The organism is Hymenobacter qilianensis, assembly GCF_014489555.1.
In the GTDB taxonomy this organism is placed as follows: domain Bacteria; phylum Bacteroidota; class Bacteroidia; order Cytophagales; family Hymenobacteraceae; genus Hymenobacter; species Hymenobacter qilianensis.
The window spans coordinates 2,535,466-2,551,026 of sequence record NZ_CP060784.1 but is presented as its reverse complement, the minus strand read 5'-3'; the positions used below and the strand labels follow the sequence as shown (position 1 = coordinate 2,551,026).

At 52.3% G+C, this 15,561-nt stretch carries 12 protein-coding genes and 1 pseudogene; 8 read left to right on the top strand and 5 right to left on the bottom strand.

Translation table 11 applies throughout. From position 1 onward, the window contains the following. Nucleotides 1-8 precede the first annotated feature (8 nt). The 5 genes from H9L05_RS11860 to H9L05_RS11845 all read left to right on the top strand — a co-directional run bounded on the left by H9L05_RS11860 (nt 9) and on the right by H9L05_RS11845 (nt 7,009). Entirely contained in the window at nt 9-1,370 is a 1,362-nt protein-coding gene (locus tag H9L05_RS11860) for a RagB/SusD family nutrient uptake outer membrane protein (RefSeq protein ID WP_187731177.1), read from the top strand. A gap of 308 nt (nt 1,371-1,678) precedes the next feature. Beyond that, nucleotides 1,679-2,662, top strand: a complete 984-nt coding sequence (locus H9L05_RS26105) for a TonB-dependent receptor plug domain-containing protein (protein WP_317174935.1) — start codon at nt 1,679-1,681, stop codon at nt 2,660-2,662. Between the two features lie 341 nt (nt 2,663-3,003). Further along, a complete protein-coding gene (locus H9L05_RS26100) occupies nt 3,004-4,854 on the top strand; it encodes a TonB-dependent receptor domain-containing protein (protein ID WP_317174934.1) in 1,851 nt (616 codons plus the stop codon). Nucleotides 4,855-4,863: 9 nt separating this feature from the next. Beyond that, nucleotides 4,864-6,378 (top strand): SusD/RagB family nutrient-binding outer membrane lipoprotein, encoded by a 1,515-nt coding sequence (locus H9L05_RS11850; protein ID WP_187731176.1) that lies wholly within the window; start codon nt 4,864-4,866, stop codon nt 6,376-6,378. A gap of 31 nt (nt 6,379-6,409) precedes the next feature. Further along, entirely contained in the window at nt 6,410-7,009 is a 600-nt protein-coding gene (locus H9L05_RS11845) for a hypothetical protein (protein ID WP_187731175.1), read from the top strand. A gap of 62 nt (nt 7,010-7,071) precedes the next feature. On the opposite strand, the gene H9L05_RS11840 is transcribed toward H9L05_RS11845, so the two are convergent. The 5 genes and pseudogenes from H9L05_RS11840 to lon form a co-directional block, all read right to left on the bottom strand. Beyond that, on the bottom strand, nt 7,072-7,758 hold the full coding sequence (locus tag H9L05_RS11840; RefSeq protein ID WP_187731174.1) for an SDR family NAD(P)-dependent oxidoreductase: 687 nt from the start codon (nt 7,756-7,758) through the stop codon (nt 7,072-7,074). 150 nt (nt 7,759-7,908) lie between these two features. After that, entirely contained in the window at nt 7,909-9,324 is a 1,416-nt protein-coding gene (hslU, locus tag H9L05_RS11835) for an ATP-dependent protease ATPase subunit HslU (protein WP_187731173.1), read from the bottom strand. A 226-nt stretch (nt 9,325-9,550) separates the two neighbouring features. Beyond that, on the bottom strand, nt 9,551-9,676 hold the full coding sequence (locus H9L05_RS25010; RefSeq protein WP_262892509.1) for a hypothetical protein: 126 nt from the start codon (nt 9,674-9,676) through the stop codon (nt 9,551-9,553). Between the two features lie 11 nt (nt 9,677-9,687). Further along, complete coding sequence (locus H9L05_RS11830; protein ID WP_223284383.1) at nt 9,688-10,599, bottom strand: PorV/PorQ family protein; 912 nt, start codon at nt 10,597-10,599, stop codon at nt 9,688-9,690. Nucleotides 10,600-10,778: 179 nt separating this feature from the next. Continuing rightward, a pseudogene (gene lon / locus H9L05_RS11825) lies at nt 10,779-13,237 on the bottom strand (endopeptidase La). Between the two features lie 319 nt (nt 13,238-13,556). On the opposite strand from lon, the gene H9L05_RS23600 reads away from it, so the two are divergent. The 3 genes from H9L05_RS23600 to H9L05_RS23590 are packed head-to-tail and all read left to right on the top strand — an operon-like array spanning nt 13,557 to nt 15,549. Beyond that, nucleotides 13,557-14,453, top strand: a complete 897-nt coding sequence (locus H9L05_RS23600; protein ID WP_223284382.1) for a hypothetical protein — start codon at nt 13,557-13,559, stop codon at nt 14,451-14,453. Beyond that, entirely contained in the window at nt 14,450-14,695 is a 246-nt protein-coding gene (locus H9L05_RS23595) for a TolB-like translocation protein (protein WP_223284381.1), read from the top strand. Before H9L05_RS23600 ends, H9L05_RS23595 begins: the two co-directional genes overlap by 4 nt. Continuing rightward, entirely contained in the window at nt 14,692-15,549 is an 858-nt protein-coding gene (locus tag H9L05_RS23590; protein ID WP_223284380.1) for an OmpA family protein, read from the top strand. Before H9L05_RS23595 ends, H9L05_RS23590 begins: the two co-directional genes overlap by 4 nt. The last annotated feature ends 12 nt before the right edge of the window (nt 15,550-15,561 follow it).

Genomic DNA, 15,561 nt, shown 5'->3' with positions numbered 1-15,561 from the left:
CTGACCATATGACTATCCGTTCCAAATTTGTAACACTAGCAATGCTTGGGCTACTTGGCCTGAGTGCAACTAGTTGCTCTGATTTCCTTGAACCAACCCCACAAACTTCGGTTGACCGTAATGATGTATTCACGGACTTAGAGGGTGCGCGAGGTGCAGTAATTGGCATCTACGGTGCTTTAACCAGTGCCAACTATTATGGGCTTCTTTATCCCGTTTTTTCTGATTTAGCAGCAGATAACTTAGCGCATACAGGTACTTTTCCAACTTACGCCCAAGTAGACAATCAAAATATCCTTACGGATAATGTCAATAACCAAGACATTTACTACGCGATTTACCGTACCATCAACCGCGCTAATAACGTTATTGCACAGGTTCCGGGCATAACAAGTATTAGTGAAGAGCAGCGTAATGTATTCGTAGCTGAAGCCCTATTCCTAAGAGCTAACGCACATTTCGATGCTACTCGTTATTGGGGTGATGTGGCCATCGTTCTTACTCCCACTTCCGAGGCTGATGCTACTTTGAATGTATCACGCTCACCCCGCGCTGCGGTGTATGAGCAAGTAATTGCCGATTTAGCTGCCGCTGAGACATCATTACCAGAGGTAAATGTAGGACGTGCCACTAAATCTACAGCTAGGGCCCTGAGGGCTCGAGTAGAGCTATACCGCGAAAATTGGCAAGCTGCTGCTGCCGCCGCTGATCAGATTATTGCCAGTAATCGTTTCCAACTTCTGTCAGACTACAGAAGCATTTTCACAACCGAGAATTCCGCAGAGTCTATTTGGGAGATTCAGTTTGATGCGAATACTCAGAGCTCGTTTGCCTTTTTCTTCCTACCTGGGGCGAATGGTGGGCGTAATGAAGTTCGGCCTACAGGATCTGGCAGTACGCTACCAACTGCGTATGAAACTGGTGATAAACGCAAGGATGCTTCTATCTCTAACGGAACTTTCCAATTAGCTAATCGTGCAGTAGTAGCGGGCGTAGGTGTCAAATACACTGATCCAGGCACGGGAACGGACAACTTCCGTGTTTTCCGTTATGCTGAAATCCTGTTGATTAGTGCAGAAGCGAAAGCTCAATTGGGTAATCTCCCAGCGTCCCTACTACTCTTGAATCAAGTGCGGCAACGGGCTGGTTTGGCACCAAAAGCTACTCTAACTAAAGCAGCGCTATTAGATGCTATTGCGCAGGAGCGCCGAGTAGAGCTAGCAATGGAAGGCCACCGCTGGTTTGACTTGGTTCGTATAGGCCGGGCCCAAACCCTATTGAGTATCGTGGATCCTAATCGTTTACTTTTCCCCATTCCCTTCCGCGAAACGGTTAATAACCCGAACATCACTCAAAACCCTGGTTACTAGAGTTTAGTGTTTTCTTTAAAAAAGCCCCCAGCTACGTAGCTGGGGGGCTTTTTTATTTATAGTTTGTAAGCAGAAGCGCTACCATGTAAAACACAAATTGTGAATGCACCCATTTGTACTTACTAAATGAAATGACCTGATAACTTATAATTTTCATAGTCGAGGTGTACCATTTCTCTATTTAACAGGTTAAAAAAATAGTTATAATTGCTGCGTAAAATCATATAACACCCTTACTATAAGCTTGTTAAATAATTTCAGCATTCGTTATCTTAGTCTATATCACTCACTTAACAACAATCAACTGAATGAAAAAAATTTTATTGATGAGTATGGTACTCATCCTCACTCTGTTTCGGCAGGTGAGCGCTCAGGACCGGAGCATATCAGGGCGGGTCACGGATCGACAGACGGGAGAAGGCCTGCCTGGAGTAACAGTACTTCTTAAGGGTACTACCAATGGCATCTCGACGAATGCAGATGGCACCTTCACATTAGGCGTACCAGCTGCTGGGGGCAGCTTGGTGTTCAGCTCCATCGGCTACACGCAGCAAGAAGTGGTGATCGGGCAAGGCAATGAGGTAAATGTGGCTCTGGCCAGCGACACAAAGCAACTCAGCGAAGTAGTTGTTACGGCACTTGGCATCGAACGCGAAACACGCTCACTAGGCATTGCCACGCAGGAAATTAAGGCGGAGCAGATTTCGCAGAAGTCAGAGCCCAACGTCCTGAATGCACTGCAAGGTAAAGTGTCGGGTGTTAGCATTACCAACTCCAGCGGATTGCCAGGAGCATCCACAAACATCAATATCCGGGGCATTACATCGCTACAGGGTAGTAACCAGCCGCTGTTTGTTGTTGACGGCATTCCAGTCAGTAATAATCTGGACCGGACAAGTGGTGGTGGTACGCTGGGCTCGCTGGGTGGTGCACAAACCGCAAACCGGGCGCTGGATATTGATCCGGAGACCATTGAGAGCATCAACATTCTGAAAGGCCCGGCTGCCGCCGCTCTTTACGGCTCACGGGCAGCAGCAGGAGCAGTTATCATTACCACCAAGTCAGGCCGCAACGCCAACAAGAAATTAGAGATAACTGCAACTTCTGGTCTCGCATTTCAGCAAGTGTATGGTATTCAGGACTTCCAAAATGAGTATGGGCAAGGCCTTAATGGCACTAATTTAACAGCGCTTCCTTCCGCTGCTAACCCGGCTTTCGGAGACGTTAATACGGGTAGTACTCAATCCTGGGGCCACGTTTCGATGGGCCGAAAACAGTACCTAACGGCCTAATTCTGGGTGATGGCAGTGAACTACCTTACCGAGCATACGAAGACAACATAAAAGACTTTTTCCGCACAGGGCGTCTGCTCACCACTGGTGTCAATATCCGTGGCGGTACTGCCGACCAGAACTTCGTACTCGGAATCAATAATACCGATCAAAAAGGCATATCGGAATTTAACGACCTGAGTCGCCTGAATGTGAATGTGGGTGGTAACACCTTGCTACTTAACAAACTTAGAGCTGGAGCCTCTGTCAACTTCGTTAGTACTGATCAGCTCGGCTCGGCAGTAGGCAACGGAGCCAGTGCATTCGGCTCGCTCGTAAGCATACCACGTAGCTATGATTTAATGGGCCTGCCCTACAGAAATCCGGTTACAGGTGCAAACGTTTTTTTCGCGGGCACCGATAACCCTCGCTGGAATCGTGAGAATATACAAACTACCTCGAAGCTGACTCGATTTATTAACGTGGCTAATTTAAGCTATGACATTACGCCTTGGCTGAATGTATTGTACCGAGGAGGCTTAGATACCTATACCGACCGTCGTAAAAACGTCTCTACTCCGAGTGGATCGCGCGTGCCTACGGGCCAGATAGTTGACCAAGTCTTCTACCGGAGCGAATTCACCGGTGACTTTATTGCGACCTTAAAGAAGCAAGGGATCCTGATGGAAGGCTTAGATGCTACTCTTTTGCTTGGTCAGCAAATCAACTCCCGTCGCTTCCAATCGATTACATCGCAAGCTGACAACTTACTCGTAAGTGGCTTCGAGAACTCTTCTGTTGCCTCCGTCTATTCCAATGGAACCGGCGAAACTACCAGTCTTCGTCGCCTATTAGGCTACTATGGCTCGCTGGATCTGGCCTACAATAACTATTTGTATCTGACCTTAACCGGCCGGATAGACGAATCATCAACATTACCGAAGAAGAACAATACGTTCTTTTATCCTTCAGCTAGCGTTGCGTTCGTATTTACCGATGCTTTTAATGTCTCATCGGATATTTTCTCCTACGGTAAAATCAGGGCGGCTGCGGCTGAAGTGGGCCGTGATACAGATCCCTACAATCTGGGAACTGTATATGGGGTAGCTTCTTTTGGTAATAACGTTGCCAACCTAAACTTCCCCTTCAATGGAGCAGGCGGGTTTGCTTTAGGCAATCAGCAAGGCAACCCCGACCTGAAGCCTGAATTCACTCGTTCTTACGAGGGCGGAGTCAACCTCGGGTTTTTCAAGAACCGTCTGAGTATTGAGGCAACGTATTTCTATCAGACCAGCCGTGATCAAATCATCCCATTGGCAACGCCAGCCTCAACGGGCTATAGAACCCGCATTGCCAATGCTGGCCGGCTGGATAATAAGGGGATAGAAGGCTTGGTTTCTTTCAGCCCTATCAGCAGCGACAATTTCACCTGGAACGCTACTCTAAACTACACGCGTATCCGCAATGAGGTTGTCTCCCTGATTGAAGGAGTAACACGATCGGCTATTGCGGGTAATGCTTTCATTGGCACAACACCTTCTTTCGTGGTTGGAGAGCCCTACGGAGTTATCGTAGGCAACAAGAAAGCAACTTCTCCTGATGGCAAATACCTGATTAATCCGACCACCGGCCTGTTTGCCCCTGAAGTAGCCGGCGAAATCATCGCTGACCCAAATTATGATTGGCAAGCAGGCTTAAACAACTCCTTTTCTTACAAGGGCCTCACCTTTTCATTTTTGGTTGATACCAACCAAGGAGGCGACGTCGTATCCTTCACCAACAACTTCTATAAATCGGGGGGCGCTTTAGAAGAAACCGGAAGAGACCGGGAGCTTCCCCGGGTTATTCCGGGGGTTATTGAGGAGACAAACGCCGACGGAAGCAAGTCATACCGGCCGAATAACATTCAGATAAGCGCCCAGGACTATTGGAGATCGTTCGGCTTACAGAGTGACCTCGGTGTGTACGATGCCACGGTATACCGCCTACGGGAAGTAACGCTGGGCTATAGCCTGCCCAAGCCAGTGTTGGAGCGCCTCCCATTCGGAGAAGTGAATGTTTCATTTTCAGGCCGCAACCTCTTCTACTACGCTCCTAATGCCAATTTTGACCCTGAGCTGAATACGCAGGGAGCTGGCAACATCCGGGGCCTCGACCTGCAGGGACCACCGAACTCCCGCACATATGGTGTAAACCTTCGCTTCACTTTGTAAACCATGAAAATGAAATATTCCTTTTTTGCCCGTTATGCTGTAGCAGGAGCATTGTTTCTAGGTGCTGCGAGCTGCGATAAAGACGAGTTTTTTGGCGATAATGTGGACCCCAATAGTCCAAGTGAGGTGCCTGCTGGGGTAGTACTTAGCTCACTCCAGGCCAGTACGGCTTTCATCAATAGCAATACAATTGGCCGAGTGGGTGAGCTATTCGTGCAGCATATGGCAGGTGCGGAAGGCATACAGACTCCTGCCTACGACCGCTATGCTATTCGGGGGGACTTTAATAACGAGTGGGAATTCGACGTATATGCTGGTGCTTTGGCAGATGCTCAAAACATCATAGACACCGGTGACCGGAGTGGGCCTGCCTTTACGGGCATCGCGAAGCTTATGAAAGCATATAACTTCGCCGTAGCGACGGATATATGGGGCGATGTACCTTACTCGCAAGCGCTAAAAGGGTCCGCCCAACTTCAGCCTCGGTTTGATAAGCAGGAGGACATTTACAAGGGCAACGCGCAGTTAGAAATTCAAAGCTTATTTGATTTGGTGCGCGAGGGCCTTAATGACTTGGATCAGCCGCCAGGTCTTATTGTGCCAACTGCCGCCAATGATCTGATTTATGGAGGCAACATTGCCAGGTGGCGGAAATTTGGCAATACGCTGTTGCTCAAGTTCGCGCTTCAGATAAGCAAGAAGGAGCCAGCCTTGGCGACCTCCGTCATAAGAGAAGTATTGGCAAAAGGCCCGGCGAGTTACATATCAGACAATGCCGACGACTTTCAGCTTGCTTTTGGCACTACAGTAGGCAACCAGAATCCCTTCTTCTCCTACAACGTCACGAACCGCCCCGGTGATCAGATAGCCAGCCAGCGCTTCATCGATACCATGAACCTGCGGAATGATCCGCGCTTGCCGCGCTTTTACTCTACGTCGCCGGCCAACGCAGCTGCTACTACCACGGCCTTTGGCACTTTTACGGGCTTTCAGAACGGTAGCAATAACGCCGTACCAGGCATTGCCAACCGGTCCCGGCTGGGTCCCTACCTTTTGGGTAACAGTGGTGACGCGCCCGTGCGGATGCTGACAAACTTCCAGACTAAGTTTATTCTGGCGGAGGCAGCCCTGTTGCTTGGCACCGGCGGCGATGCCCAAGCCTTGTTTACCCAAGGCATCAGGGCTTCCATGACAAAAGCGGGTGTTGACGCCGCGGCTATTGATGCTTATCTCGCCAACCCAGCAAATGCGCGCTGGGTTACGCTATCGGGCTCGAATACCAGAAGGCAAAACCAGATTATTACCCAGAAATGGATTGCCTTGTTTGGGAACGGCTACGAAGCCTGGAATGACTATCGGCGTACTGGTTTTCCGCGCTTAGCTCCCGTAGAAAATCCCAGCTCGGATAGCCCGACTATTCCGCAGCGCTTCTTCTACACCAATGGAGAAATATCCGCCAATGCCAACCAGGTTCCAGCGGATCGGCCCAATATCACGGTTCCGGTCTGGTGGGCCAGTAATTAAGGCTGGATACTTCATCTAAAACGAGATAGTCATGAAAAAAAACATAATCCGCTTTGTAGCGCTCCTTATCCTGTCGGTAGTCACTTTCTCTTGCGAAAAAGACTATGGTGATAAGCTTGGGCCCCTCGATGATGCTATTGCTGAAATTCCGGTGACGGTCAAAAACGCTCAGTACCATGAGCGGGTACCCGTCATTACCACCTCGGTAGCCGCTGGGGGGCAATTTGATATTGTTTTGCAGATTCCGGCTGGCAGGGGCACAATAAGAGAAATTAGCCGGGTGGCTACCGGCAATACGCTGGCTAACCTGAATACCGGGGGCGCTTTTCTGCTCAACTATAATACTGCAACCCAAACGCCGAGCCCTATTGCAGGCAATGGCAGCAATGAAATCACTTTCTCAACCAGCTTAAGTGCCTATTCAGCTTACCGTACCCGATTGACTACAGTGCCGGGGTATAATGCTGGTCTCAATACGGCAGGCAACGCCCCAACGGTAACTATGACCACCGGGGCAAACCCAGCAGTAAATGAGCGCGATCCTAATACACTTCGCTATTGGTTTCTCGTTACGTTGGAGAGCGGGCAAGAAATCATAACCACAGAAATACGCGTGCGCATCTTGCCTTAAGCACAAGCACATTTCCTTAGTCATAAAAAAGCCCCCAGATGATATCTGGGGGGCTTTTTAACCTAGTTTGCCTGTAGCGAGGCTAAAATCTTGCGGGCGACTTCTACCGGGTCCGCGAGCTTATCCTCCGAATGAAACGCCACAAACTTATCAACCTCACTGAACTGCCGGTTGTCCGTGTTCCGAATCTGCTCCTGCATACCGGTATCGAGTACGCCCGGCGAGATGGTTTGAACCCGCACCCCTGTACCGCGCAAATCCTGCTCCTTCTGAATAGCGCGCGACAATGCATCGAGGGCAGCTTTGGAGGCTGAATAGGCAGCCCACCCATCTACGGCGCGCTGCGCTGCCCCGCTGCTGATGTTGAGGATAGTGCGTGGGCACGTCATGGCGGCGTAATTACGCAGGAAAGTATTCATGAGCATGGCCGGAGCTACCAAGTTCACGTCGAAGGCAAACGTGAAATGCTCATTGGGCAGCTCCCCCACGTACCCGATCTGGCCCAACACCGCCGCATTATTTATCAGCGTAATGCTAGATGCATCAGGGTGAGGGGCAAATACTGTATAGAGGTTGGCTTCAACAGCCAGAATATCAGATAAGTCGAGGGGCCGGTGATGGTAACGAGGGTGCTCGATGGTAGCATGGCGTGATACTCCTATCACCGTCGTATCGGGTTGGCGCAGTATTTCTTCAGCCAGTGCTTTGCCCAAGCCCCGGCTGGCGCCCGTAATAATGTAATAACGCATTGCGTATAGAAAGTGAAGGTGAGACCATCGAAGGAAGTTCTTATACGGGCAAACCAGTTGTAGAGGAAACCCAATAAAAAAAGCGACTTCTCGAAGCCGCCTTTTTTACAGTAGTAGTCAAACAGATGGATAGCTTACCTATTCAGCTGATCAGAGAATATACTGCGACAAGTCGCGGTTGCGAACCATGTCGCGGAGGCGCTCTTCCACCAGCTCGCGGGTAATCAGGATGTGCGCATTGGCGCCAATACGGTCGGGTACGTCGAACAGAATGTCGTTAAGCAAGCGGCTCATAACAGTGTGCAGACGGCGGGCTCCAATGTTTTCGACTTCCTCATTCACCTCAAAGGCGATTTCGGCCACGCGCTCCAAAGCGGCGTCATCAAAGGATAGCTCTACTTCTTCTGCCATTAGAAGCGCTTCATACTGCTTAGTAAGGGCGTTCTTAGGCTCTTTGAGAATCCGGTAGAAATCGGCTTTGGTGAGGCTTTGCAGCTCAACGCGAATCGGAAAGCGGCCTTGTAGCTCGGGAATCAGGTCGCTGGGCTTGGCTACGTGGAATGCGCCAGCGGCAATAAACAGAATATGATCGGTGTTGATGACACCATACTTAGTGCTGACGGCTGAGCCTTCCACGATGGGCAGCAAATCGCGCTGCACGCCCTCACGACTGACGTCGGGCCCGCCTCCCCCACTTTTGCCGTTGCGGCTGGCTACCTTGTCAATCTCATCAATGAAGATGATACCAGCGTTTTCGGCGTTGCGGATGGCTTCGTCTTTCACCTCATCCATATCGATGAGCTTAGCCGCTTCCTCATCGAGCAGAATTTTGCGGGCTTCCGCAATAGTGACTTTACGCTTGCGGGTTTTCTTAGGGATCATGCTGCTGAGCATATCCTGAAGGCCGGCCATGGAGGCTTCATCCATGCCGCCGGGTCCGCCTACTACCCCAATACCGGGCGCGTTGCTCTGCTGAACCTTGATGTCGATTTTGCGGTCGTCCAGCTCACCAGCCCGAATTTTCTGGCGGAATTTCTCGCGAGTACGCTCGTTTAGCTCATGGTCGCTTTCGGGCATCGCGCTTCCCTCGCTGCCAAAGCCGGCGGAAGGCTTCGCTACCGTAGTTGAGCCGCTGGAAATGGGCGGAATAAGCGCGTCCAGAATAATATCTTCTACCACCTGAGCGGCCTGCACTTTTACTTCCTCCTTGCGGCGCATGCGCACCATGTTCACCGACTGCTCTACGAGGTCGCGCACCATGCTTTCTACGTCGCGGCCCACGTAGCCGACTTCCGTAAACTTGGAGGCTTCTACTTTGGTGAATGGCGCATCGGCGATGCTGGCCAGGCGACGGGCAATTTCTGTTTTTCCCACGCCCGTTGAGCCAATCATGAGGATATTGTTAGGCACTATTTCGCGCTGCATATCGGCGGGGGCATGCAGACGGCGCCAGCGGTTGCGTAGCGCAATAGCCACATGGCGCTTGGCATCATGCTGGCCAATGATGTACTTATCGAGTTCGGCCACTATCTGGGCCGGGGTAAGGAAAGAAGCTGATTCAATCATGGGATATACAAAAGGTGGGGCCGGTGTGAAACCCACAGGTGGTGAAGTAAGCTGCTGCTTGTGAGCGGGACTCTTATACGTCGTGCTCACCGGTTAGGCTATCGAAGCGAATCCACTTACCAAACAAATTACGATGGGAAAAGTGAGCCGCCAGCCGATAATGTCAGCCCACTAAAGGCGGCATTCCGAAGAGCGTTGGCTGCAATTTAAGTGTTTGATAATGACATCAATTGCTGCTAGACTTGTTGAAAATCGAGCCTAAAGTACGGGCCACGGTAAAGTAGTTGGCCGCCCCCGACGCATGGTAATACGCGCGGGTATAGTCGAGCTGAAACTCGCTGATACGCAGCATCGCCCCGAAGCTCAGCCCAGCGCCCGCCGAGGTATTTTCGAGGCGCAGCTCGCGGCGCTGCAAGTGATTGTAGCCCGCCCGCAGATGAAAGTTCTTGCTAAACAACAATTCGCCCCCCACCACAAAGTGCCGGGCAATTTTATCGCCCAATGTCTTTTTTGGCTTGATTTCCACCCCATTTTCGTCGAGCTGCCCGCGCTGGTTAGGGTCGAGGTACACAATATCCAACTGCTGAAGATGGTGCGCCGTGAGGGAAAGGCGCACAGGCATATGCTCAGGCTTAAAGGAAGCCCCAGCTGCACATCGAGCGGCATCGGCTCGCGGTCGGCGCCGGCGTAAGGCTGGAACTGGTAGCCCACATTGCGCACCGTAAGGCCAACCGTAAAGTCCTGGGTTGGGTGTTTAAAAATGCCCCCCACATCGACCAGAGCGGCCAGCGAATGATTGCCGGCAATACCAGACACGGCCAGCTTGAGCGTACCGGCCAGCGTAAAATTGCCGCTGGTGTAGGCATCCGACACGCCCAGCGCATATTCATTTACCGAGAATTCGCCCAGACTTGTGCCGGCCGCATCAAACTGCTCAAACCGGCCGTAGTTCAGATACGTAAGCCCCACGCCCAGCCGACCCAGTGACTTGGTATTGAAAACGTAGGCTGCCGTACTCTGCTTGATATCAGAGAGGTAATCGACGTAGCCGAGCGCCAGCCGATTATCCATGTCGGCGTTGAGCAGGGCGGGGTTGCCGTACATCATGGTCGCATCGGCATCGCGGGAGCTGACGTTGACGCCGCCCAAACCGGCCAGTTTAGCGCTGGGGGGCAAATTCAGGAAGGTAAATGCCTGCTGTCCGCCAATCTGCGCTGCCGCTGGCTGGCTTACCAGAATGGCACCCAGCACTACACCAGCGAAGGCAGGCAACAAACGAGAGGGTACCGAGCAAATCATCGTTCCAAGATACAGCGTTTCGGCTACTCCTACTCTACTCAAATAGGGTATAAGGAGAAATAGCAGCGCCCGCAGTGTGCATCATTACAGCTGTTGGGGGGCTTTTTCCTCCTGCTGCAACGCTACACCCGGCGGGCGCTGATCTTCCTGCTTCCTTACGATACTTCTACGCTCGGGCCATATAGCGCTGGCGTAGGCTCGTCGCGCACGGTGAGTTTAATTGGATTAGCCACCAGCTCATCCAGCAACGCCACTTTCAGCACATCATCCACGCGGGCGGCATAATGAATCGTCAGGTCCTTGAGATACTCGGCCGAAATCTCCTGAATGTCTTTACGGTTCTTATCGCAGAGGATTACATCGCGGATGCCGGCGCGCTTGGCAGCCAGAATCTTTTCCTTGATTCCGCCCACCGGCAGCACTTTGCCGCGCAGGGTAATCTCGCCCGTCATGGCCAAGTGCGAACGGATTTTGCGCTGCGTAAACACGGAGGCGATGCTGGTGAAAATGGCAATACCCGCGCTGGGGCCATCTTTCGGCACGGCACCTTCCGGAAAGTGAATGTGCAGATCATATTGATCAAACAACCGATGGTCGATTCCCAGCGAGTCGGCGCGGCTGCGCAAATACGACAAAGCAGTAACGGCCGATTCCTTCATCACATCGCCCAATTGGCCGGAAAGCGTCACTTTGCCCCGCCCCCGACTCAGCAGGCTTTCGATAAAGAGAATATCGCCCCCCACCGACGTCCAGGCCAAGCCCGTCACGACGCCGGCCGTTTCGTTATCCTGATACAAGTCCCGGTCGAATGTAGCGGCGCCGAGAATGCGGCTGATGTCTTTCGGCTCCAGCACCGCCACATGCGGCTCTTTTAAGGCTTTGCTTTTGGCAATGTTACGAGCTACCGATCCAAGCTTGCGCTCCAGGCCACGCACCCCCGACTCGCGGGTATAATCGTCGATTACGCGCTGCAACGCGGGTTGCGTGATGCTCACGTCTTTCGGGGTAAGGCCATTTTCGTGGAGTACTTTCGGCCAGAGATGCTTTTTGGCAATCTGGGTTTTTTCCTCCAGCGTGTAGCCGGTCAGGTCAATGATTTCCATCCGGTCGCGCAGGGCCGGATGAATGGTGTCTAGAGCGTTAGCCGTAGCAATGAACAGCACCTTCGACAGGTCGTACTCCACCTCCAGATAGTTGTCGGTGAAGGTTGAGTTCTGCTCCGGATCGAGCACCTCCAGCAGTGCCGACTGCGGGTCGCCACGGAAGTCAGCGCCGACCTTGTCAATCTCATCCAGTATAATAACCGGATTCGAGGCGCCAGCCTTTTTGATTTGGGAGATAAGGCGGCCCGGCATGGCGCCCACATAGGTTTTGCGGTGCCCGCGAATCTCGGCCTCGTCGCGCACGCCACCCAAGCTCATTCGCACATATTTGCGGCCGAGCGCCTTGGCTACTGAGCGGCCCAAAGAGGTTTTGCCCACACCGGGAGGACCATACAGGCACAGAATCGGCGCCTTCATATCCTGCTTGAGCTTCAGCACCGCCAGATACTCGATGATGCGGTCTTTTACCTTTTCCAGGCCATAATGGTCCTGGTCCAGAATTTTGCGGGTGCGCGTCAGGTTGAAGTTATCCTTCGTGTACTCCGACCAGGGTAAATCAAGCAGAAACTCCACGTAGTTTACGCTCATCGGGTACTCGGCCGCCGCCGGATTCACGCGGCTCAGCTTGTCCACTTCCTTGGTGAAGTGCTTGGCCACGGCTGGGGCCATTTTTTATCCTTGGCGCGGGCACGCAGCTTGTCCAGCTCCTGGTCAGGGCCATCGAAGCCAAGCTCGTCCTGAAGCACTTTGATTTGCTGACGCAGGAAATAGTCGCGCTGCTGCTGGTCAATATCAGTGTGAACCTTGCTCTGAATTTCGTGCTTGATTTCCAGCAGCTGAATCTCTTTCAGCATCATTTCCAGCAGGCGGGTGCCTCGCTCCACCCCATCGTTGATTTCCAGCAGCTTCTGCTTCAACCCTACCTCTACGTTGATATTCGAGGACAGAAAATGGGTCAGAAAAGCCGGGGACTCGATGTTATCCAGCGCAACCTGAGCTTCCTGCGGAATCTCGGGGTTGAGTTTGAGCATTTTGGCAGCCGCATCTTTCAATGACGCCACCAAGCCTTTCACCTCTTTGGTAGTCTTGCTGGGAAACGTTTCGGGAAAATAGCTGACGCGCGCTGTCAGATACGGGCTGTCTTGCTGCTCTTCCTCGACTTTAAAGCGGCTTTGGCCTTGGATGATGATGGTGGTGTTGCCATCGGGCAGCACCAAGAGCTTTAGAATACGGGCCATGGTGCCCACTTCATACAGATCAGCGAGCGTTGGATCGTCGCTTTGGGTATTCTTCTGGGCCAGTACACCCACAATTTTATTTCCACGATACGCCTTGCGCACCAGGCGTATGCTCTTTTTGCGCGTCACGGTGACGGGCAAAACTACGCCCGGGAACAGCACTGTATTGCGCACGGGCAACAAGGGCAACACCTCGGGCGCGTCCTGCCCCGAAAGTGTCTGATCGGGGTCAGTGGCAATGATGGACACCATCTCGGCGGGATCTTCAGCCATTAGTAAAACGGATGATTTGGGACGGCGCGAATTGCGGTTTTCACTCATAATAATACAATCGGGGAAAGGCTGGCGGCGCCAGAATGACATAATTGCAGCGCTCCGTAGCTCCCCAGGGACAACGGTAGTCCGAAGGTACGGCTTTGACAAGTGCTATGCCACTAAAGCCCACGAATGCCGCGCCGACAAATCGGCATAAATACCGGTAAGCAGCGAGCCAATCAGGCAGATAATAAGCTTAGCACTTGCATTGAAAAACTTCTATTTTTGGTCTCTGGCGCGGCAATTGTAGCGGCTATTTAAGTTCAAAAAACGTCGTATGCATCGCTTATCGGGTCTGGTTTTACTGCTTTGGTTTTTAGCCGCTCCGGCTACGTACGCGCAGCAGCCCACGGACAAGCCTTTGCAGGTGCGGCCGCTTACGGGCAAAAAAGCCCCCCAGTTGCGCTTACGGCCCGATGCTACACCCAGCTTTCCTAACATAAATCGGGTAGCCTACTATCAGGACAAGAAAGCGCTCAAAGAAATTCAGCGCGCGGAGAAACGCAAGAACTGGACGCAGGCCCGCAAGCTGCTGGAAGCCTACGTTCATCAGTTTGGCATCCAGAACTTTACCAAGGACACCCCGATGCTTTGGCGCTTGGCCCAACTTTGCGAGCGCACCGGCGATGAGGCGCGTGCCAAAGCATACTACCGTCTGGCTCTCAAGCATCATCGGCAGGATATCACCAAAATTCAACTCTACTACGACTCACTGGAACAGAAAACCCAGGATTTGTACGTGCCCCTCAAAACCTATTACGACATAGTTGAATACCGTAAAAACATCGTCACGTTTCATCCGCCCAAAGGTGTATACACGAGCATGGGCGATGGGATCAACTCGGAGGTAGAAGACTATGGCCCAACGCTGAACTCGGAAGCGGGCTTGTTTATTTTCTCCTCCAAGCGCAAAACCCGCGGCATTACCACTCCCGTGGTTGATGAGGACTTATACACGTCGCGGAAGGAAGGCGACTATTGGACCGACGCCGAGCCGCTGCCAAAGCCTATCAATTCGCCTTACAACGAGGGCTCGGCTTGCATAACCAAGGATGGCCGCACCATTTACTTTGCCCGTTGCGAGTGCCCGAATTGCCACGGCAACTGCGACTTATTCCAGTCGACCTTTCAGGATGGGCAATGGTCGGTGCCCAAGAGCCTGGGGCCAATGTGAACTCAACGGCCTGGGATTCGCAGCCTACGTTGTCGAGAGGAGAGGACACGCTTTACTTCGCTTCTGACCGGCTGGGGGGCTTTGGCTTATCGGATATCTGGTTTACAGCCAGGCAAAAGAATGGGCAGTGGGGCAAAGCCCAGAACCTGGGGCCAGTAGTAAACACGCGTGAAAGTGAGGTCAGCCCGTTTTACCATCCTATGTATAACGTGCTGTATTTCAGCTCCAGGGGCAATTATTGAACTACGGCGACTTCGATATCTACAAGAGCTACCGCGTGCAGGGCCGCTGGCAGGAGCCGCGCAACGTGGGCCCATTGGTAAACGGAAAAGGCTCGGAGTATTACTTCACCATCGATGGCGACTCCAAGAACCTGTACTATGCCCGCTCGGAGATAAAAGACCTCAAGAACCTCGACCTCTACTCCTTCCCGCTTCCGATGGAGGCCCAGCCGCTGGCCACCACCCACGTAGAAGGCGTGCTGGCTGATTCGGTAACTAAAAAGCCGCTGGGAGGCATTGTCAGCATTATTGATACGGATAACGGCATTGAGGTAGCCAGTAAATACCTGCGCCCCGATGGCTCGTTTGACTTCGATTTGATTGAAGGCTCGCGCTATGTAATGCTAATTCAAAGCCCGGACTTCTTCAGCGTGGAAAAGCAATTTGAGTTGAAAGGTGACACCTTGATGCGCCTGCTCACCAATTCGATTGACTACCGCCTGCCCCTGATTTTCCGCAATATTGAGTTCGACCAGGGCAAATCTGCTATCCTCCCCTCCATGCATAAGACGCTGGACCAGATTGCATTGTACATGGTTGATCATCCCACGTTCCGGCTGAGCATCTCGGGCCACACCGACTCCAGCGGCGACCCTGATGTGAATGTGGCCCTCTCGCAGGACCGCGCCCAGGCCATTCGGAATTATATTGAGCAGAAGGGCAAGCTGAAACCTAACCGCATCGACAATACAGGTTATGGCAGCACGCAGCCCTTGCGCGAGGAAAAAACCGAAGAGGACAGTCGGTTCAATCGCCGAGTGGAATTCCGGCTGATTAAGCCTGAGGAGGATAAAGACGCCGGAGCGGGCTGGTAGCTGATTGCCTCA